At 41.8% G+C, this 21,583-nt stretch carries 18 protein-coding genes and 1 tRNA gene; 9 read left to right on the top strand and 10 right to left on the bottom strand.

Annotated features, from left to right (window positions below):
* Positions 1-158: 158 nt before the first annotated feature.
* The 3 genes from WDV75_RS10555 to nhaB all read right to left on the bottom strand — a co-directional run bounded on the left by WDV75_RS10555 (position 159) and on the right by nhaB (position 3,807).
* Positions 159-1,193 (bottom strand): IS110 family transposase, encoded by a 1,035-nt coding sequence (locus WDV75_RS10555; protein WP_338859741.1) that lies wholly within the window; start codon positions 1,191-1,193, stop codon positions 159-161.
* 376 nt (positions 1,194-1,569) lie between these two features.
* Positions 1,570-2,088 (bottom strand): disulfide bond formation protein DsbB, encoded by a 519-nt coding sequence (gene dsbB / locus WDV75_RS10550; RefSeq protein WP_273557567.1) that lies wholly within the window; start codon positions 2,086-2,088, stop codon positions 1,570-1,572.
* A 174-nt stretch (positions 2,089-2,262) separates the two neighbouring features.
* Positions 2,263-3,807, bottom strand: coding sequence for a sodium/proton antiporter NhaB (gene nhaB, locus WDV75_RS10545; protein ID WP_273557568.1), 1,545 nt, complete (start codon positions 3,805-3,807; stop codon positions 2,263-2,265).
* A gap of 276 nt (positions 3,808-4,083) precedes the next feature.
* On the opposite strand from nhaB, the gene fadR reads away from it, so the two are divergent.
* The 3 genes from fadR (at position 4,084) to alr (ending at position 7,878) form a co-directional block, all read left to right on the top strand.
* Positions 4,084-4,806, top strand: coding sequence for a fatty acid metabolism transcriptional regulator FadR (gene fadR, locus WDV75_RS10540; RefSeq protein ID WP_189758937.1), 723 nt, complete (start codon positions 4,084-4,086; stop codon positions 4,804-4,806).
* 675 nt (positions 4,807-5,481) lie between these two features.
* Positions 5,482-6,783: a D-amino acid dehydrogenase gene (locus WDV75_RS10535; RefSeq protein ID WP_273557569.1), complete on the top strand. Its 1,302-nt coding sequence runs from the start codon at positions 5,482-5,484 to the stop codon at positions 6,781-6,783.
* Between the two features lie 27 nt (positions 6,784-6,810).
* Complete coding sequence (gene alr / locus WDV75_RS10530) at positions 6,811-7,878, top strand: alanine racemase (RefSeq protein ID WP_273557570.1); 1,068 nt, start codon at positions 6,811-6,813, stop codon at positions 7,876-7,878.
* A 59-nt stretch (positions 7,879-7,937) separates the two neighbouring features.
* On the opposite strand, the gene WDV75_RS10525 is transcribed toward alr, so the two are convergent.
* Both WDV75_RS10525 and gapA read right to left on the bottom strand, forming a co-directional pair.
* The gene (locus WDV75_RS10525; RefSeq protein WP_273557571.1) at positions 7,938-8,834 is read right to left on the bottom strand and encodes a D-hexose-6-phosphate mutarotase; all 897 of its coding nucleotides are present in this window, start codon (positions 8,832-8,834) and stop codon (positions 7,938-7,940) included.
* A gap of 128 nt (positions 8,835-8,962) precedes the next feature.
* A complete protein-coding gene (gene gapA / locus WDV75_RS10520) occupies positions 8,963-9,958 on the bottom strand; it encodes a glyceraldehyde-3-phosphate dehydrogenase (protein ID WP_273557572.1) in 996 nt (331 codons plus the stop codon).
* 342 nt (positions 9,959-10,300) lie between these two features.
* On the opposite strand from gapA, the gene msrB reads away from it, so the two are divergent.
* Positions 10,301-10,714, top strand: coding sequence for a peptide-methionine (R)-S-oxide reductase MsrB (msrB, locus tag WDV75_RS10515; RefSeq protein ID WP_273557573.1), 414 nt, complete (start codon positions 10,301-10,303; stop codon positions 10,712-10,714).
* Between the two features lie 193 nt (positions 10,715-10,907).
* Positions 10,908-11,189: a YeaC family protein gene (locus tag WDV75_RS10510; protein ID WP_099132353.1), complete on the top strand. Its 282-nt coding sequence runs from the start codon at positions 10,908-10,910 to the stop codon at positions 11,187-11,189.
* A 79-nt stretch (positions 11,190-11,268) separates the two neighbouring features.
* On the opposite strand, the gene pncA is transcribed toward WDV75_RS10510, so the two are convergent.
* The 3 genes from pncA to sppA form a co-directional block, all read right to left on the bottom strand.
* The gene (pncA, locus tag WDV75_RS10505; RefSeq protein WP_273557714.1) at positions 11,269-11,904 is read right to left on the bottom strand and encodes a bifunctional nicotinamidase/pyrazinamidase; all 636 of its coding nucleotides are present in this window, start codon (positions 11,902-11,904) and stop codon (positions 11,269-11,271) included.
* 24 nt (positions 11,905-11,928) lie between these two features.
* Positions 11,929-12,948, bottom strand: coding sequence for an asparaginase (gene ansA / locus WDV75_RS10500; RefSeq protein ID WP_273557574.1), 1,020 nt, complete (start codon positions 12,946-12,948; stop codon positions 11,929-11,931).
* A gap of 109 nt (positions 12,949-13,057) precedes the next feature.
* The gene (gene sppA / locus WDV75_RS10495) at positions 13,058-14,935 is read right to left on the bottom strand and encodes a signal peptide peptidase SppA (protein WP_273557575.1); all 1,878 of its coding nucleotides are present in this window, start codon (positions 14,933-14,935) and stop codon (positions 13,058-13,060) included.
* Between the two features lie 167 nt (positions 14,936-15,102).
* On the opposite strand from sppA, the gene WDV75_RS10490 reads away from it, so the two are divergent.
* Genes WDV75_RS10490 through WDV75_RS10480 form a run of 3 tightly spaced genes read left to right on the top strand, consistent with a single transcriptional unit; the run spans position 15,103 to position 18,680 of the window.
* Positions 15,103-15,654 carry an NAD(P)H nitroreductase gene (locus WDV75_RS10490; protein ID WP_273557576.1) on the top strand — a complete coding sequence of 184 codons (552 nt, stop codon included), beginning with the start codon at positions 15,103-15,105 and terminating at the stop codon, positions 15,652-15,654.
* A gap of 31 nt (positions 15,655-15,685) precedes the next feature.
* The gene (gene selD, locus WDV75_RS10485; RefSeq protein ID WP_273557578.1) at positions 15,686-16,729 is read left to right on the top strand and encodes a selenide, water dikinase SelD; all 1,044 of its coding nucleotides are present in this window, start codon (positions 15,686-15,688) and stop codon (positions 16,727-16,729) included.
* A gap of 4 nt (positions 16,730-16,733) precedes the next feature.
* Positions 16,734-18,680 (top strand): DNA topoisomerase III, encoded by a 1,947-nt coding sequence (locus WDV75_RS10480; protein WP_273557579.1) that lies wholly within the window; start codon positions 16,734-16,736, stop codon positions 18,678-18,680.
* A 55-nt stretch (positions 18,681-18,735) separates the two neighbouring features.
* Here the strand turns inward: WDV75_RS10480 and xthA are convergent, their stop codons facing one another.
* Complete coding sequence (xthA, locus tag WDV75_RS10475; RefSeq protein ID WP_273557580.1) at positions 18,736-19,542, bottom strand: exodeoxyribonuclease III; 807 nt, start codon at positions 19,540-19,542, stop codon at positions 18,736-18,738.
* 645 nt (positions 19,543-20,187) lie between these two features.
* Here xthA and WDV75_RS10470 point away from each other — a divergent pair.
* The gene (locus WDV75_RS10470) at positions 20,188-21,051 is read left to right on the top strand and encodes a helix-turn-helix domain-containing protein (RefSeq protein WP_189758950.1); all 864 of its coding nucleotides are present in this window, start codon (positions 20,188-20,190) and stop codon (positions 21,049-21,051) included.
* 308 nt (positions 21,052-21,359) lie between these two features.
* Here the strand turns inward: WDV75_RS10470 and WDV75_RS10465 are convergent.
* Positions 21,360-21,444: transfer RNA gene (locus tag WDV75_RS10465), tRNA-Tyr, on the bottom strand.
* Between the last annotated feature and the right edge of the window lie 139 nt (positions 21,445-21,583).

Below are 21,583 nucleotides of genomic sequence, written 5' to 3'. Positions count from 1 at the left end.
ATATCCGGCGTCATAATGGAAAAATTATCCGCACCCTGCTTCCTTCTCACTACATCGGTATATCACTACCTTGTATAAGAACAGGCTATTATAGGGACGGTAGCCGTTTTCTCATCAGTGTTTGCAAACTCGATAATGCGTCTATTTTTGTTGCTCAATTAATTAATAATAAAAGCTTTTTGCATATTAAAATCCACTTTATCCCGCAGAACACGCCAGATAATCCGGGTCAGTTTGTTGGCTAAAGCGATCGTGGCTTTCATAAACCCGCATCGGGCAATCAGTTTTCTCAACCATTCTCCCAGACAATCATCACGATTTTGGACACAGCGCATCACGGCACGAACACCGTGGATAATTAACGTTCGGAGATGACGGTTTCCATTTTTGCTCAGGGAAGACAGCCGGTTTTTTCCACCTGAACTGTGTTGTCGGGGAACCAGGCCACACCAGGCAGAAAGTTGCCGGCCATTGGCAAATTGGGGCGCACTGACTTCACTCACGAAGGCGGCTGCAATAAGAGGACCGACGCAGGGGATCGTGAGCAGATGGTGATAACCACTTTGCTGACGAGAAAGTGCCGCTATTTCATTATCCATTTCATGAATGCGAATGTTCAGATTCCGTAGGTCTTCCCCCAAAGTATGAAGCAAACGTCGTAGTACAGAGGACAGCTCATGGCTCTCCTCTTCTAGAATCTCAGGCAGGTACTGTTGCAGTTTCTGAATACCAGCAGGAATGCTCACCCCCTCCTCAGCGAGGAAAGCCCGAATCTGGTTGGCGAGTGCGGTACGTTGTTCCACCATGAGTTGTCGGGCACTGCGCAGTGCCTTGATATCTTGCTGTTCCACCGTCTTGACCGGAACAAAATGGATACCGGGTCGGCAGGCCGTTTCGCAGATAGCCAGTGCATCATTGGCATCATTTTTTTGATGATGGCTGAAAGCGTTAACATGCTGGGTCGGCACAAGCCTGATGATAAATCCCATCGCCTGAAGGGTTCTGCCCCAATAGTGAGAAGTTGCACAGGCCTCCATAGCAATGAGGGTTTCTGGCGAAAAAGTGCGCACAGTATCAAGCAATTTTTGCCGTGAAATTTTTCGGTTCGAGGCGACAGAACCGTCCTCCATCCAGACACAGACTTGAAAAACGTTTTTGGCGAAGTCAATGCCAATAACTTTAATCGCATTCATGAGATGTTCTCCCGAAATTCAGTGCATCGGAAAAAAAGATGGCACGATTTGCTGCTGAAAAAGGGGACGTCCATCACATCACTACACTCACAGGGAACACGCCTGTGAATATTCAATTAAACTGCTCATGCGCGGTTTATCCCCGTACTCACGGGGAACACCCTAATTTTATCTAACTGTTTTATAAAATATTTTTTCGACTTAAAAAGTCTACCATTTTTTCAGCCTATAAATCAGTAAAATTCATCTTTCCGTTTTTTCTGATTTATAATCTGCAATGCAGATCGCGTTTTTATTATTGTGATAGAGAATTGAATATAGGGAAGGTAGGTTAAAAGGAGCCTTTAGAGACTCCTTTTGGGACAATTTTTTACTCTTAATATCTATCCTGATTTCGAAAAAATTGGCTCACTAACACCAATATACTCACCAGCAGGTAAGCGGCAAAAATACCAATCAGCCATTGCGGCATATCCAGTGTTAAAAATTCCCACTGTTTTATTGAACAATCCCCAAACGCCTGAAAAACTGAGGGTAACCAGTCATTCAATGGTAACCAAGATGGAAATTGGACAAAAAAGTCACAAGTATTAAACGGGGAAGGGTATAACTGTATCATGGTGTGATGCCATGCCAGTTGTAATCCTTGCCATGCGCTATAAATCCACAGCAGGATCGCTAACCAGCGCAAAGGCGTTTTTGGTGCGATTGCACCAAGCAGCGCAGCGCCTAAAATACCAAACAACGCAACACGTTCATAAATGCACATCACGCAAGGCTGTAACTGCATCACATGTTGAAAATAGAGTGCTGTCGCTTCCAGGATAAGAGCGGTCAACGCCATCAATAACCATGCGCCTCGCCCTTGGGAACTTTGACTTAAAAATCGAAACATTTTCTTTTCTTCCCATCTTTTCAAGATAATTAACTGGCTTATTGTGCCGTTTCATCAGCCATAAAAAAATAAAATTAAAATTAACTGAGCTATTTTTTTCAGGAAAGTGATTATCAAAAAAACCGGATGGTATGCAAAAACACACCATCCGGCAGGATATAGCTGAGTCCTTAATTATAGTGGCGTGATCAAACCAAGTTTGATGAGATATTCAGTGGCAGGCACTAACCAGAATTCAACACACAACAGTCCTACTAGTGTCATCACAATGGTATAAGGCAAGGCCATCATGACCATGCGACCATAAGAGAGACGGATCAATGGAGACAAGGCAGAAGTTAGCAGGAACAGAAAAGCGGCTTGTCCATTAGGGGTTGCCACGGATGGTAAGTTAGTTCCTGTGTTGATAGCAACGGCCAAATACTCGTATTGTTGTTGTGAAATCAGACCACTCTTTAGGGCGATAAGCGCTTCATTAATGTAAACCGTACCGACGAAAACGTTATCAGAAACCGTAGAGAGCAATCCGTTGAACAAGTAGAATAAGGAAAGCTGTGAAGCGGGTGAAGACTGCAAGACAAATTGAATAAATGGCGCAAACAGTTGTTGGTCAACAATGACGGCAACCACAGAGAAAAACACGGTTAACAGGGCAGTAAACGGTAAAGCTTCCTCAAATGCTTTACCTAACGCATGTTCTTCGGTAATACCACAGAATGCGGTCGCTAAGATAATGACTGATAAGCCAATCAAACCCACTTCAGCCAAATGAAAAGCCAGTGCTACAATCAGCCAGATGCCGATCAATGCCTGAACAGCAAGCTGGGCTTTTTCTTGGCGGGTACGTTTTTCACTGGCTTTTTGGTCGTAATCTTCCAGAACAGAGCGAACACGCTCAGGTAATTCAGCACCGTAACCGAACAGTTTAAAATGTTCAACTAGCAAACAGACCAGCAAGCCACAAATGAACACAGGAATGGTGATTGGCGACATGCGAATAAAAAATGTGACAAAATCCCAATCAACATGTTTGGCAATAATCAGGTTTTGGGGTTCACCAACCATAGTCATCACACCACCCAGTGCAGTACCAACCCCCGCATGCATCATCAGACTGCGCAGAAATGCCCGGAACTGTTCCAGCGTTTGTCTTTTATCCTCACTGTCAATGTACTTATCATCACTCAGTTCAGAACTGCCATTATGGGATAGAAAGCGGTGATAGATGGCGTAAAACCCAATTGAAACACTGATGACAACGGCAATGACAGTCAGGGCATCAAGGAAAGCGGACAAGAAAGCACTCGCCAGGCAGAATGCTAATGCCAGCATTTTCTTGGAACGGATATTTAGTAGCAGCTTTGTGAAAACAAACAGCAATAACTGTTTCATGAAGTAAATGCCCGCAACCATGAAAATCAGCAATAAAATGACTTCCAGATTGTTGGCAATTTCATGACCTATTTGTTTTGGTGAAGTCATTCCAATGATGACTGCTTCAATAGCGAGTAATCCTCCAGGTTGCAGAGGATAACATTTTAATGCCATTGCCAATGTGAAGATAAACTCAACAACGAGCATCCAGCCAGCAACAAAAGGGCTGATAAAGAAATAGACCAGTGGATTGATAATCAGAAAGACAATAATAGCTAGTTTATACCAATCTGGCGAATTGCCGAGAAAGTTCTTCACCACGGCACGTCGGATACTGATTTCCATTATTATTAATATTCCTCTTTGTGGATATGTAGAAAAAATTTCAGTAGCGATAAATCAAACGACCACTATAGAAACATATCGGAGCGGTATAGTACGCTCAATGCGATAGCAATTTAAGAGCATTAGCGCATAATTAATCTACCAATGATCGCATTTTTTATGAGCCCTTTCACTCTTTCACGGTTTATTTACCAGGTAACTATGTCGAGCAAGCACATTCTGGTATCATCAACCGCTATTATTAGCCAAGAAAACTGCTTTGGAATAATTAAAATTATGGTAATTAAGGCTCAAAGTCCTGCGAGTTTCGCGGAAGAGTATATCATTGAAAGTATTTGGAATAATCGTTTTCCACCCGGCTCCATACTGCCAGCAGAACGTGAATTATCTGAATTGATCGGTGTCACCCGCACGACCTTGCGTGAAGTGTTGCAGCGCCTGGCCCGTGATGGTTGGTTGACTATTCAGCATGGCAAACCAACCAAGGTTAATAATTTTTGGGAAACATCCGGTCTTAATATTCTGGAAACTTTGGCGCGTCTTGATCATGATCGTGTTCCCCAGTTGATTGATAACTTATTGGCAGTGCGAACCAATATCGCTGCCATCTTTATCCGCACTGCATTTAGGAACAATCCTGAAAAATCATTGGAAATTTTGGCAGAAAAAGAAAACGTGGAAGATACCGCTGAAGCTTTCAGCTCTGTGGACTATGATATTTTCCGTGGTCTGGCTTTTGCGTCAGGAAACCCAATTTATGGTTTGATTATTAATGGGCTGAAAGGGTTGTATACCCGTGTTGGTCGTTATTATTTCTCCAGTCCTGAAGCACGTAATTTGGCGTTGAATTTCTACCAGCAGTTAAGCTCATTATGTCGGGAAAAAGCCTATGATAAGATTATGGGTTGTGTGCGTAATTATGGTAAAGAAAGTGGCATTATCTGGCATAGTATGCAGGGTATTATGATCAATGAATTGACGGAAAGATCAACGCATTAACAGGAACACGTCTTAGTTGGTTAAACTCTTCGTTTTTTGTTTGCCTCGCTGTTGGTTACATTTATTTACCCCAGTTATGTAGTAATATCATGGTCATATAATATGCAATTATATGATGCGTAATTATCTATACCAATCGCCTTTCAAGATGCGTCTTATATCTCCCCGCGTAGCGGGGAGATATAAACAATCACATTGATTTGCAAGCTGCAACTTAAAGTTGGATTGGTATATGTTTCTGGGGTATCTCTCTAATCATCACTTAACACATGTGTGCCATTTAAAAACACTCCTAACTGTGTAATGCAATTTTTTAAATTATTATTCTACTTAATTAACCGCGATATTATGTAAAATTCTAAAAATTTTAATTTTATTGGAATTTTATAAAACAGATTCTTGTGAATGAAATGTTTGTTTTTTGCCATAAAAATCACCTTAATAAGTAGAAATTAATGGGGTAAGCAGTATTTTTATCTTCTTTAATTATTTGATTTAAATGATTTTATATGAAAAATATACGGTTATTGAAGGAATATGTTTTTTATATTTTGTCATGTAAATGTGACTTAAATCCTAAAAGTTAATTAATTGTGTCATAGTCTATTATTCTGTATTGGCTTTTTATGTTTAGCATATTATGCTTGCAAATATCACGTGCCAGTAGGGGGTAAAATGAAGGTCCTTATTTTAGGCAGCGGTGTTATTGGCGTAACCAGCGCATGGTATCTTGCACAAGCAGGCCATGAAGTTACCGTAATTGATCGCCAGAATAGTGCTGCGGAAGAAACTAGTGCCGCTAATGCCGGCCAAATCTCACCAGGGTATGCAACCCCTTGGGGAGCTCCAGGTATCCCACTAAAAGCAATAAAGTGGATGTTTCAACGTCACGCACCTTTAGCTATTCGCCCCGATGGTTCCCTGTTTCAGTTACGCTGGATGTGGCAAATGCTGCGTAATTGTGATGCAAGCCATTACGCGATGAATAAAAGCAGAATGGTACGTTTGGCAGAATATAGTCGGGATTGTATTAAACAGCTAAGGGCCGACACGGGGATCCAATATGAAGGACGTCAGGGGGGAACCCTGCAATTGTTCAGAACCACTAAACAATTTGATAATGCTGCCAATGATATCAAAGTGTTACAGCAAGAGGGCGTTCCTTATCGATTATTGACTGCTGAGCAATTAGCTACAGTGGAGCCAGCGCTTGCTAATGCTTCTCATAAACTGACTGGCGGGTTGCAATTACCAAATGATGAAACGGGTGATTGTCAGCTTTTTACCAAAGCTCTGGCCAAAATGGCTGAAGATATTGGTGTGCAGTTTGTATTCAATAAGCAAGTTAAACGGATTTTGGTGGATGGAAATAAAGTCACGGGTGTTCAATGTGATGATGGTATCATGACGGCGGATCACTATGTGGTAGCGATGGGATCTTATTCCACTGAACTATTAAAAGAATGGATTAAAATTCCGGTTTATCCGCTGAAAGGTTATTCATTGACGATGCCGATCATGGACGAATCAAAAGCACCTGTCTCAACTGTGCTGGATGAAACTTACAAGATCGCCATTACGCGTTTTGATAATCGTATTCGCGTTGGTGGTATGGCAGAAGTGGTCGGATTTAATTTGAATGTCCTCCAGAATCGTTGTGAAACGTTGAAAATGGTTGTACAGGATCTATACCACAATGGGGGCAATATGACGGAGGCTTCATTCTGGACGGGTTTGCGTCCTATGACTCCGGACGGTACCCCCATTGTTGGGCCAACCAAATATGCAAATCTTTATTTAAATACGGGACATGGAACACTAGGTTGGACGATGGCCTGTGGTTCAGGGAAGTTACTGGCTGATTTAATTTCAGGCAAAAAGCCCGATATTGCGGCAGATGATCTCTCTGTATTCAGATACATTGATGGCTTTAATATAAAAGTGTTTTCAATGAAGCCTCATTTACACACAGCATAAATTAATAAACTATAAGAAGAGGTCGTCATGCCACGTCCTATTTTGGCAACGATCCATCTCGATGCATTTCGCCATAATCTGTCGGTTATTCGTCAAATGGTGGGTAACAGTAAAATTTGGTCGGTAGTAAAAGCGGATGCGTATGGGCATGGATTGGACAGAATATGGCAATCACTCATGCAGACAGATGGATTTGCACTGCTTGACATGAATGAAGCTATTTATTTAAGGGAGCAGGGATGGCAAGGGCCAATTTTGCTATTGGAGGGTTTTTTCAAACCCGCGGATTTGCAGATTATCAATCGATACCGTTTGACAACGGTAGTGCATAGTCGTTGGCAGCTGGATGAGATAGGAAAAACTTATTTAGATGCTCCCATTGATATCTATTTGAAACTCAATAGTGGTATGAATCGATTGGGATTCACCCCAAAAGAGTATCCACAGATAGTTTCAATGGCGAGGAAAGTTAAAAATATTAAATCAGTGACTTTAATGACTCATTTTGCCAATTCGGATAACGAAATGGGTATTGATGAACAATTCGCGGTTATTGAATGTTTGCAAATGAATTCACTGCCTCACTGCCTGGCGAATTCTGGTGCTGTGTTATGGCATCCGAAAACACATAAAGATTGGGTACGGCCAGGTATTATTCTTTATGGTGCATCTCCCAGTGGCAAGTGGTGTGATATTGCCGATATTGGGTTGAAATCAGCCATGACGCTACAAAGTGAAATCATTGCAGTACATGAACTTCCCAAGGGGGAAAAAATTGGCTATGGCAGCCACTATATAACCCCAAAACCCATGCGTGTCGGTACAGTTGCCTGTGGTTATGCGGATGGATATCCGCGACATGCCCCAACGGGAACGCCTGTTATGGTTGATGGTGTTCGTACCCGGTTATTGGGTGCTATATCAATGGATATGATGACGGTTGATTTGACTCCGTGTCCTCAGGCAAACATAGGTAGTATTGTCGAGTTATGGGGAGAAAATCTACCCGTAGATGAAGTGGCAAACTCGGCAGGAACCATTGGTTACGAGCTGTTGTGCGCTTTAGCGAAACGCGTTCCTGTCACTGTGGTTTAATCCTTTCTATCTTAAAGCATTCAGGCATTTTATCCTTGGTTTTGGAATAAATGCCTGTTCTATATTCCACTTGGCTGATTATTATCTGAGAACTTACGGCAGCGGATAATGACAGAAAGTCTGTCAGGATTGCCATTCTTGGGCTGTAATGGGTTATTGATACGTGCAGTTTCGATACAGGCCATATTTTTATAACCTTCTTTGCTCATATCTTTCATACTACTGGAAAGTGCAGCACCAGGATTCCAGCATACTACTTCGCTATGGTGATAGTGATGTATTTCAATTGTTCGTTTCCATAGCGGATCTCTAAGCAGGTTAAAATCGTCTGATTCTGTATAAATGCGGTCTGTTCTCCCGTGGAAGGCTAAATCTTCATCGATATATTGCTCGCTATCGGTGAGGGTATCAATAAAATGTGAACCAAGCCCACTAACCCGAATTTGATTGATGTCACTTACATTGAAGTAAGAGTGAAGAGCGCACATGGCTTGATATTCACCGTGGGATTCTAATTCTATTTCACACGTTTCCCCCAATTTAAAGCGGGCAATTAGCGTGAATTCATGTGGACATAACTTACGGGTATATGCATTATCCTGTAATGTGAACGTCAAAATAACGCCATTTTCATTCTCATCATGGGCTTTGAGTTCCCAGGGAAGTATCCGTGCAAATCCATGGCTGGGCGCTGTAAACGAACCAAACCAAGGCCAACAGATGGGAATACCACCACGAATAGCCGTGCCTGCGCTGAAAAGAGTGTTATCACTTACCCATAATACGGGTTTTTCGTTGTTGGGTTGCCAGGTAATCAGGTGTGCACCTTGAAGACTGATCACGCCGCGAGCTTTAGGATGGGAAACAACAATTAACGGAAAACCGTCCATGTTTCGCTGGCTAATATAAGGGGAGAGCTGCTCTACAATCGGTAATGAGAAAATTTTATCAAGCATCTGTCATGACCTTATGTAAACTTAAGTTGGCCGTTGAACTAAGGAATAAGAATATCTCAATATTTTAGTTATATAAACATAAAAGCCATCTGTAAACAGATGGCTTTTGAAATTGGATAAAAGCTCAATTATTTGGAGATGTGAGCGATCAGATCCAGAACTTTATTGGAATAACCGGTTTCGTTGTCATACCAGGAAACCAGTTTTACAAAGTTATCGTTCAGCGCGATACCTGCTTTTGCATCAAATACAGAAGTCAGTTTTTCGCCGTTGAAATCAGTGGAAACAACGTCATCTTCAGTATAGCCCAGAATGCCTTTCAGTTCGCCTTCTGCGGCTTCTTTAATCGCGTCACAAATTTCTGCATAAGTTGCTGGTTTAGCCAGACGTGCAGTCAGGTCAACAACAGAAACGTTAGGAGTAGGAACACGGAAAGACATACCAGTCAGTTTGCCGTTCAGTTCTGGGATAACTTTGCCTACTGCTTTTGCTGCGCCAGTAGAAGATGGGATGATGTTCTGTGCTGCACCACGGCCACCACGCCAGTCTTTTGCTGAAGGACCATCAACTGTTTTCTGGGTAGCGGTTGTTGCGTGAACGGTAGTCATCAGACCTTCAATGATGCCGAATTTGTCATTGATAACTTTAGCCAGTGGAGCTAGACAGTTAGTGGTACAGGATGCGTTGGAAACGATATCCTGGCCTGCGTAGGCATTGTGGTTGACACCCATAACGAACATTGGCGTATTGTCTTTGGATGGACCAGTCAGAACAACTTTTTTCGCGCCCGCAGCGATATGTTTACGTGCAGTTTCGTCAGTCAGGAAAATACCCGTTGCTTCTGCAACAACATCAACACCCACTTCGTTCCATTTCAGGTTAGCTGGGTCTCTTTCAGATGTCATACGGATGGTTTTGCCGTTAACAACCAGTTGACCGTCTTTAACTTCAACAGTACCGTTGAAGCGGCCGTGGGTTGAATCGTATTTCAGCATGTATGCCATGTATTCTGCATCCAACAGATCATTGATCGCAACGATTTCAATGTCTGAACGCTCTTGAGCAGCACGGAAAACAATACGGCCGATACGACCAAAACCGTTAATACCTACTTTGATAGTCATAGTATTCCACCAGCTATTTTTTAGTGAATTAAAAGTTGTTTCTAAAGTTACCAAAATCTTGCCAGCCGTCAAGCGGAATCGTGTCAACAATTGAAAAAGATCAATTTAAGAATCACTATCTAGACGATTGTTATACAGCTGGAACAAGCTCTACGCACACCATTATCGGGGTATAAGGAGATATTTAAAGTTACCATTGGTTAGTTATGTGAGACTTATCACAATTAGTAAAGTAAATTGCTATGTTGGATGGGTTAGAATGCGTTTTGACATTTTGGTGTTAATTTTGGATTGTTTCCGATGATATTTTATTGAAAATATTGACCTTAAAAGGTGGTCATTATGACTAAAAGTCAAAATATTTCCCTTTCTATAGAACAACTTAGTACAATGCAGCGCTATGTTACGCAAGAAGCAGGTACTGAGCCGCCATTTTCAGGGAAACTACTGCACAACAAAAAAAATGGCATTTATTATTGCTTGTGTTGCCGCCAGCCATTATTTGTTTCTGATACGAAGTTTGATTCGGGATGTGGATGGCCAAGCTTTTACCAACCGATTAGTGATGGCTCTATCACATATATTGATGATTATTCTCATAATATGCATCGGATAGAGGTGCGTTGTAGCCAATGTCAGGCACATTTGGGGCATGTCTTTCCTGATGGCCCGAAACCGACAGGGGAACGTTTTTGTATTAATTCAGCAGCGCTGCGTTTTGTTGAGAAAGAAACAGGTGAAGAAACGGCAGGTTAATGTTATTTGAATACTCTGAATTTAAATGAAATGTTGGCTTTATGAGCTAAAAAGAAACGATTCAGCTTATTTTTTGACAAAGTCGTCTTAACGGTTCTTAAGGTCAATTATATTAATAATAACCATGACGGCTTACAATCGTACAAGTAAAATATGTAGTGAAATAGAGCATATAGCCATTAAGGAAATTTCGATGAAGTTGGATGATTTACTCTCCGCCATGACTCCTGAAATTTATCAGCGATTAGTTCAGGCTGTCGAACTGGGAAAATGGCAGGATGGTGTACCACTTACGCCAGAACAGAAAGAATACAGTTTACAGGCGGTGATGCTCTGGCAAGCAAAATATAACCATGATCCTGAACATATGACGATTGGCACAGACGGCCAAATTACCATAAAAAGTAAGCAGGAGTTAAAGGCTATATTTCAGTCCGACATGGTTGCAAAATTAAAACCTCAGTCGGAAGATTGAAATGGCATGAATTAAGAACCTCGCCCTATTTCTGTTGAAGGACGAGGCTCTTTTTAATTTTATGAATGATTCAAGGAGGTTATAAAATGGATATAATTTCACTTTGTGGAATTAATGTAGCCCCTTTTCTGGCCATTTCCTCAAATGCTTGTTGGCTATCATCTTTCTGGATATTAACACCACGGCAGCCATCAATAATGACATAAGTTTCATAACCTAGTGTCAGGGCATCAAGTACAGTAAATTTTACGCAGTAATCAGTGGCGATACCCATGACAATCAGACGTTGTATCTTCTGCTCTGTTAGCCAATCATCCAGATGGGTTTTGCTTTTATGGTCATTATCAAAGAATGCACTGTAGCTATCTATTTGGGGATTTTCACCTTTGCGAAAAATTGCCTGAATAGCAGATTGATTTAACAAAGGATGAAATTCTGCACCAAACTCTCCTTGTATACAGTGATTCGGCCACCATACTTGAGGAATGCCATTGAGTTCGCCTAATTCACCTACTTTTTGTCCTGAGTTTTCGGCAAAGCTCATATGGTTAGCCGGATGCCAATCCTGAGTGGCGATAACAGTGATATTGTTTGCCTGACATCGTGCAATAACATTATTTGCGACTTCAATCACTGCATCACTATCTTTAACAGCCAGGGCGCCCCCCGTACAAAAGTCGTTTTGTAGATCGATAAGTAATAATGCGGTTTTCATCATATTTCTCGACTCATCTGTTTATTATTCATCAGCATAACTCAATTCTCCCCGCAGATTTTGTTGCATCAGATAGCGGATCTCTTCAGAAGTATAAGATTGGCTTAATAAATAGTGCAATTTCGTTAAAGTTGCCTCGAAAGTCATGTCATAACCGCTGATAACACCTGATGCCGCTAGAGAGTGACCAGTCGCATAGCCTTCCATGTTGACTCGGCCTGAAATACATTGTGTCAAATTAACCACAATAATGCCTCTCTCAGTTGCTTCCTTTAACGTTTGTAACAAATCAGCACGTTGCGGAGCATTGCCAACACCGTACGAGCGTAAAATTAACGCCTTGACTGGTTGCATGAGAATATTGTCTACCACCTGACTGGATAATCCCGGATAGATAGTCACGACACCAATCGGTTGTGGTGTGATGGTATTCACAACAAATTCGCCGTGACTAACCGGTATAGGATTTGTTTTGAAGGTGCGAATATTTATTCCGGCTTCCATCAGTGGGGGGCAGTTAGGGGATGAAAAAGCATTAAAACCATCTGCATGGGCTTTAATTGTTCTATTGCCACGAAATAACTTATTGTTAAAAAACAGGCCGACTTCGTTAATAGGATAATTTGCTGCGAGATACAGCGCATTAAGAAGATTGGTTTGTCCATCGGAACGCAATGCTTCCAGAGGAATTTGTGACCCTGTCACAATAATGGGTTTATTAAGGTTTTCGCACATGAAGGAGAGTGCTGACGCTGTGAAAGCCATGGTATCTGTACCGTGCAGAATAACAAAGCCATCATAATCATGATAATTCTGATAAATATCATTTGCGATAATGCTCCAGTCGTCAGGACTCATATCAGAAGAATCAATCAGGGGTTGGTGTTCACGGATCGTGAATATCGGCATTTCAGGGCGGTGAAATTCTGGCATCTTGGCGAGTTGTTGCTGTAAATGACCGGAAACGGGAATATATCCATTAGGGGAATGTTGCATCCCAATAGTACCGCCAGTGTAAACAACATAGATCGATTTCTTCTGCATGATAACGCCTCAATAAAAACATTTAGCTGGATTATAGGGAGTATCAAGAATAAAAAAAGCCTGATGGTGAAATCAGGCTTTAAATCTGTTGGAAACTTAGTCAATTATTTTAACGAATATCGACACAATTCAGACAGAATGTGTAGATATTCTGCGGATCTTTCATATTCTTATAAAATGCAGCTTGTTTTTGCACATCTTGGGCGACTTCAGCAAATGGAGCCGGTAACATTGACTGCAAAGTATTGGGTAATAGTGCTTGCGCTGATGAAGTCAGTCCCAGCATGAATTTTTCCGAGAATGAAAGTTCAGGTTGCATCCAATCCAGTGATACATCTTTGACCTTTGCCAGCTCAGCGGCTTTTTTAACGGCATCATCAAAATCACCCAGCTGATCGACTAAACCATGCTTTTTGGCATCAATGCCACTCCAAACACGCCCTTGAGCGATATTATCGATTTCATCCACAGACTTATTACGGGCGACTGCAACCAGCCCAATAAACTTACGGTAGCCATTTTCAATAGCGAGCTGCATTGTATCTGAAAATGTCTGGTTGATACCTTTAGTTGCAGAAATATCGGCGAATGGTGTTGTTGAAATACCGTCGGTATTCACACCAATATAATTGAGGCTTTTCTCAAAGGTTTGAATGACACCAAAAATACCAATCGAGCCTGTTAAGGTAACCGGATCAGCAATGATGTAGTTAGCAGGAGTAGATATCCAGTAACCCCCTGATGCAGTAGTCCCGCCCATGGAAACTACAATAGGTTTCGCATTTCCGGTCTTGTCATTTCGGATGGCTGCCAATTCATTACGAATAATTTCGGACGCACTGATACTGCCACCTGGGCTGTTCACTCGTAATACGATCGCTTTTATGTTGGGGTTATGGTGTGCGGTATGCAGTTGTTCAACAATAGTGTCACTTCCAACGATACCCGGTGATTGCTTGCCTTCTAAGATTGCACCTTCAGCAACAATGACAGCAATATTGCCTTTATTGTCTGTATCTTGTACTGGTTTTTGGTTGATGTAATCATAGATGCTGATGTAATTGAAATGTTTTTGTTCTTTATTCCAACCGAATTTCTCCCGCATTTCCTTTTCAACGGCGCTGCGTGGCTCAATATAGTCCACCAGTTTGTTTTGGTATGCATACAGTGAAAAGTCTCCGCCAGCTTTGCGGAATTTCTCGAGAAAGTTGGCTGCGCCAGGGAAGACCTGATCGGCAGGGATGTGTCGGTTAACGGCAATAGTATTTAAGTAATTGTTCCACAATTCGTTGAGCCAGAGGCTATCAGCTTCACGCGCCTCTTTTGACATATCGTCACGTAGCATGGGTTCAACGGCTGATTTATAGGTTCCCACACGGAAAATATGGGTAGATATTTTTAACGTATCTAACAATGACTTGTAGTATAAATGGTTGGTGGAAAAACCGTGGATATCAACAGTACCGAGGGGAGATAAATATATTTTATCGGCATAGCTGGCTAAATGATATTGTGCTTGGCTGTAAGAACCATCGATCGCAAAAACAGGCTTACCCGTCGCTTTAAATTCGTTGATAGCCTTGCCAATATACCTCATAGAGGTCTGGTCTGCGCCGATGAAATCAGTTAGCTTTAATACCATGCCTGTAATTTTGGGATCGTTTTTTGCGCGGCGAATGCTGTCAACAACGTCAAACACGGAAGTTTCTTTGTTATTGCCACTGGATGGCCCAACCAGATCTCGGGTGAATTGTTCAAATGGACTGCGATCAGTTACTTGATCAAGAACGATACCAGATAGGTTGACATACAATGCTCCGTGATAGTTATCGTCAAGTTTGGATTGTTGCTGGTAAACGATAACCCCAACAACGATAACAGCAATCAACAGAATAAAAATAAGATTGAAAATAAACTGGCGAGCAAAATTCAGGAGTTTCCAACTCCATTTAAATAATGCTGCCGTGAAGTGCCATAATTTGCGCATATTGTCTCCGGTTATGGTATCTAAATGGGATTATCCTAATCAGCTCGTTGGGAAATGTCAGCTGGAAATCATGTTATTGATTGAAAAAACAGTTTATATGCTTTCATTCATTAACGAATAAACAGAGAATGTGGGTTTAAACAGATTATCTTATTTAGGAGAAAATAATGAATGCTTTGGAACTTTTGTTAAATCGTCGTTCAGTTTCACGTTTAACAACCCCCGCCCCAAAAGGTAATGAATTGCAGCATATTTTAGCCGCAGGAATGAGAGCGCCTGACCACGGGGCTTTGCGTCCTTGGCATTTTATTGTGATGGAAGGGGAAGGTATAAATAAATTCAGTCATCTTCTTGAAAAAGCAGCCATTGAGGGCGGGCTGGGCAAGGATGTTGAGGAGAAAGCAAAAAATGCCCCTTACCGAGCACCTATGATTATTACCGTTATCGCTAAGGTCGTTGAACATGCAAAAGTTCCGGCATGGGAACAAGTGGTTGCTGCGGGGTGTGCCGTTCACGCGATGCAAATGGCTGCAATCACCCAAGGTTTTGGTGGCATATGGCGTTCAGGCTCATGGACAGAAGATCCCATTGTTAAGGCCGGCTTGGGATGTGAGGAAAATGACAAGATTGTAGGATTCTTGTACTTAGGAACCCCAGAACTGAGGGCACCTGCAAAAGTTGCAACGCCAGATTTGACGAATTTTGTCAGTTACTTCTAATTTGTCAGTGACATCTTAACTGGAGCGACTAATGTCAACAGAAATCCGTCTGACTCAATACAGCCATGGTGCCGGATGTGGCTGCAAAATTTCGCCTAAGGTGCTGGAAACTATTTTGCACAGTGAACAGGCAAAGTTTTTCGATCCTAATCTTTTGGTAGGCAATGAAACCCGTGATGATGCTGCTGTGTATGATATTGGTAATGGTACAGGCATCATTAGCACTACGGATTTCTTTATGCCTATTGTTGATGATCCGTTTGATTTTGGTCGTATTGCGGCGACTAATGCCATTAGCGATATTTACGCGATGGGAGGGAAACCAATTATGGCGATTGCGATTTTGGGTTGGCCAATTAATAAGTTGGCACCGGAAATCGCGCAAAATGTCATTGAGGGAGGCAGGGCTGTTTGTCAGGAAGCAGGCATTTCCCTGGCTGGTGGGCATTCTATTGATGCCCCTGAACCCATATTCGGCTTGGCAGTGACAGGCATTATCAATATTGAACGTGTAAAGCGTAATAATCAGGCAAAAGCAGGTAGTCTCCTGTTTCTGACTAAACCTTTGGGCGTTGGCGTATTGACTACGGCGGAAAAGAAAGGATTGCTCCAACTTAAACACCAAGGTATTGCGAAAGAAACCATGTGCCAGTTGAATAAAGCGGGGACAGATTTTGCAGGAATTGAGGGTGTTACCGCTATGACGGATGTAACAGGCTTTGGTCTGTTAGGGCATTTGAGTGAAATTTGCGCAGGTTCTGGCGTTCAGGCGAAGGTCAAATTTTCACAAATTCCGAGATTGCCGGATGTTGATGTTTATCTCGAAAAAGGTTGTGTACCTGGAGGCACGGGACGCAACTTTGACAGTTATGGGCACTTGGTTGGAAAGATGACTCCCCATCAACGTCATCTCTTGTGTGACCCACAAACTTCGGGTGGTTTATTGCTGGCGATTTTGCCGGATGCCGTGGAAGAGGCGAAAGCCGTTGCACGAAGCCACGACATTGATTTTTTTGCTATTGGTGAACTGACTGAGCCAAGCTCAGGCAGGGCACTCATTGAAGTTCTTGAATAATTCCATGCGTCTTTTTATTGCAGAAAAACCTAGCCTCGCGAGAGCTATCGCAGATGTTTTACCGAAGCCCCATCGACGTGGGGATGGGTTTATTGAATGTGGTAATAACCAGTTTGTGACTTGGTGTGTTGGTCATCTATTGGAACAGGCCGAACCCGATGCTTACGATAGCCGTTATGCTCGTTGGGTATTGGCGGATTTACCGATCATTCCTGAAAAATGGCAGTTAAAGCCACGGGCAGCCGTGGCCAAACAGCTCAACACAATTAAATCCCTGTTGGAAAGAGCGAACGAGATAGTTCATGCAGGTGACCCTGATCGTGAAGGGCAATTGTTGGTGGATGAAGTGCTGGATTTTTTAGCTCTGGATATGGATAAAAAACACAATGTCCAGCGATGCTTAATCAATGATCTCAATCCCCAGGCAGTCGCGAAAGCGATTGAACGGCTAAGGAGCAATCGGGAGTTTATCCCCTTATGTGTTTCTGCGCTCGCCAGAGCCAGGGCAGACTGGCTTTATGGCATCAATATGACCCGCGCTTACACCTTATTAGGCAAAAATGCCGGTTATCAGGGGGTATTATCGGTTGGACGAGTCCAAACCCCTGTTTTAGGTTTGGTTGTGCGCCGTGATGAAGAGATAGAAAATTTCGTGCCAAAAGACTTTTTTGAAGTTAAAGCACATATTGTTACCCCTAATGAAGAGCGATTTACCGCTTTATGGCAACCCAGTGAATCTTGCATTGATTTTCAGGATGAAGAAGGGAGAATTATCCATCGGCCGTTAGCTGAACATGTCGTTGCACGTATTACCGGACAACCTGCCTATGTCACTTCCTATCAGGATAAGCGTGAATCAGAAACGGCTCCATTGCCTTTTTCCCTTTCATCCTTACAGATTGAAGCAGCCAAGCGTTTTGGTTTGAGTGCTCAGGATGTCCTTGACATTTGTCAGCGGCTTTATGAAACCCATAAATTGATCACTTATCCGCGTTCTGACTGTCGTTACCTGCCGGAAGAACATTTTGTCGGGCGTCATGCGGTCCTGAATGCCATTTCGACTCATGCTACCCATTTGCTTCCGCAGGATGCTTTAGATATAGAGCAAAAGAACCGCTGTTGGGATGATAAGAAAGTTGATGCTCACCATGCCATCATTCCTACTGCGCGCAGTAGCCAGGTCAATTTAACCGAAAATGAAAGCCATATTTATAGCTTGATTGCGCGACAATACCTGATGCAGTTTTTTCCTGATGCGGTATTTCGGAAATGTACGATTGAACTTGATATTGCAGGTGGGAAATTTATCGCCAAGGCACGTTTTCTGGCAGAAGCGGGTTGGCGGACTCTGCTTGGCAACAAGGAACGGGATGAAGAGAATGAAGGCACGCCATTACCTGTTGTTGCTAAAGGAGATGAGTTATTGTGTGAGAAAGGCGAAGTGGTGGAAAGACAAACACAACCCCCGCGTCCTTTCACTGATGCGACACTATTGTCTGCAATGACTGGCATAGCTCGATTTGTGCAGGATAAAGCTCTAAAAAAAGTGCTTCGTGCCACTGATGGCTTGGGTACGGAAGCGACCCGAGCAGGGATCATTGAGCTGCTATTCAAACGGGATTTCCTGTACAAAAAAGGGCGCTATATTCACGCGACTCCGGCTGGCAGGGCGTTAATTCACGTATTGCCGGACATGGCGGTATTGCCAGATATGACTGCACATTGGGAATCTCGGTTGACGCAAATCAGCGAAAAGCAATTCCGTTATCAAGATTTTATGTTCCCCCTTCAGGAAACATTGCAGCAGTTGATTTGGCAGGCAAAACAGCATCGTAATTTGATGGCTTTCAGGGATTTGCCCCCTGTTCCCGCTGGTGTCAAAAAAGGGAAAGGAAAGCAGGCAAAATCCAGTAAGAGCAGGACAAAGAAAGCTCAAGCCAATCAGGGATAATCTGAAATGATGACACAGCACCATAGTTGGGGGTGCGGTGTTTCATGATTGCTGTTTATATCTTAAACTCAGTCCAAACAGGGGCATGATCGGATGGTTTTTCCATGCTGCGGATAGCATAATCGATACCAGAAGAGAGACATTTTTCTGCTAACGGATGGCTGGCAAGCAGCAAATCAATGCGCAGCCCACGATTATCATCAAAACCTTTTGAACGATAGTCGAACCAGGAAAACTGGTCATTGACTTCGGGATTTAGTGCCCGGAATGTATCGATGAATCCCCAATTTTTTAAGCGTTCCATCCATTCACGCTCTTCTGGCAAGAAAGAACATTTCCCCGTTTTCAACCAGCGTTTCTGGTTGTTTTCTCCGATGCCAATATCGAGATCTGTTGGACTGATATTCATATCTCCCATAATCAGAATGTGTGACTCTGGAGAATGGTGAGTTTCCAGGTAAGACAGTAGATCTTGATAAAACTTTTCTTTTGCAGGAAATTTAATCGGATGGTCACGGCTTTCCCCTTGTGGAAAATAGCCATTAATTACCGTGAGTAAACCAAGAGGAGTTTCGATATCCGCCATAATAATGCGGCGTTGTGCATCATCGCCATCAGTAGGAAAACCTTTACGGATATCTACGGGTTGTTGGCGAGTCAACAGGGCGACACCGTAGTGCGATTTTTGACCATGATAAAAGATGTGATAACCCAACTTACTGACTTCTTCCAGAGGAAACATTTCATCATGGACTTTGATTTCTTGTAATCCGATGACATCAGGTTGGTGTTGTTCAACAATGGCAGCGAGTTGATGATGACGTGCTCTTAACCCATTAATATTGAATGATATAAATTTCATATTGTTATAATCACCTAATAAATATTCTTAATATTAACAGATACAAATAAGGATGTAACTATTTATTAAATAATAAATTTCACCTAATCACCTTGATAATTCGCTATTTTACTCATATATGTAATACTATATTGAGTATAATGCGCTCGTTACCCCAAATTTAAAGTGTCGAATCGATTTTTAAATAATAAAAAGACACCAAATCAATAAATAATAAAGTAATTGATATATAGTAATTTACTAATTGTTATATGTTATATTCAACGTTTGATATTATAATTTCCTGTAAGAGTTTTTATTCTTGAAATTTATTTTATGTTGTGTGTTACAAAAATTAATTAATGAAAAAGTAGAAGAGTTAATCAATCTCTGATAGAAATTTGAACTTGTAGGCCATGGTTATATTTATTAATGGTTTACAATCACGGTGGAATATTCATCATGATATAGATGAATAATAACGTTCATCTAAACCGCATTTTGCATCAGGGACTGGCATTTTATATAAATGCCATTTGAAAAATACTTATTTTTATTGTACAAAATTATACCTTCATAATATCAAGTTTGATTTAGCGGTTACCTGATGAGAAGGCCATTTCAAGGAAATTATTTTAGCCACAAGTTACATAGGAACGGTGAATTATGTTTTTTTCTCGTAAATTAGAAGCATTCATGGCGGTGGTGGAAATGGGTTCTTTAAGCAAAGCGGCAAGAGTGATGAACCGTACGACTCCCCCAGTCGCTAAATCAATTAAAGACTTTGAAGCGACGTTAGGAAAGCGCTTGTTCAAAAGGGAGAAGTTTGGGATGATTCTGACCAAAGACGGAGTGGAGTTATATAATGACTTAAAAGAGCTCTATTTGAAAGAGAAAGAAATTACAAAGAAACACATTAGCGGGAGTATTTGTAATGTTGTAAATATATACCATGATTGGGGTAAGAAAAAGCATCTGATTTCGCTGTATAAAGCTGCGGACAGAAATAATGCTCAAGTTAATATATTACGCTTCAGTTATGATAATATTGATGAAATAGTTGACTATGAGGGCAATACAATAATTTTAAGTTCAGAAAAAATACTTAGTGATCGATTCAGCCTGGTAAGGAAAATTGATGGCCCAAATTTGGGGATCTGCTGCCGTAAAGAGTTATTGGATGACGTCAATGGGGACTTTACTCAATTGCTGAGAAAGAGAACGTGGTTATGTGATCCAGTGCTCTATAAAGGCAATTTGATAAAGAATTTGGAAGAGGAAATGATAAAAAATGGAGAAAAAGTTAATATTCGACAGATGGATAATATAGAATGCTGTCTCAATTTTATTCAGTCAACCGATTATATTTTTATTACAGATTCCCATTCCGGTGCATTGGAAGAGGGAGAAAGCCTGGGTTTCATTCCTATATCACGGCCTGATGCAATTAATCAGTGTTATGTCTACAAATCAAAATCTCATTCAAGCGTGTTAAATCGTTTCATCGACTCCGTCAGTGACATGGAGTAACTGACTGCATGAGCGGAGCGAACTATCCGGTTTCTCAGCTCCGCTATGGGTGTTTGCCTAAATGCATTAAAAGAGCTTAGAGTAGATTTTTGATGGTGGTGAGGAAGGATGATGTGTTATTTCGTTCCTCACCTTTGGCTTAATAGGTATTACACATCTCTTGCCCATCGCCATTCTGTTTGAATGTTCGCTGAACGTATTAATACTTCCCAAATCGATTCATTCTACGAGTTAGTAAGCCATAATTTACGGTTTAGTAAGGATAAGGATGTTTTTTGATTTTTATGTAATGAAATGTGAGTTCTTGATGGTGGTGGGGGAAGGATTCGAACCTTCGAAGTCTGTGACGGCAGATTTACAGTCTGCTCCCTTTGGCCGCTCGGGAACCCCACCAGATTTTGAATCGTGTGCTGTCGTTAGCAGCGAGCGGCATAATATCAGATAAACCGCCGCTGTAAAGTAGATAATTGAAAATAAAGTATCGTGCGCTTGCTTTTTGATCTAAGTGGTCGTGTCGCAACCTGCTGGGTGA

This window comes from Xenorhabdus griffiniae, from assembly GCF_037265215.1.
Lineage (GTDB): Bacteria > Pseudomonadota > Gammaproteobacteria > Enterobacterales > Enterobacteriaceae > Xenorhabdus > Xenorhabdus griffiniae.
The sequence above is the reverse complement of the archived record's forward strand: the minus strand, read 5'-3'. Positions and strand labels throughout refer to the sequence as shown.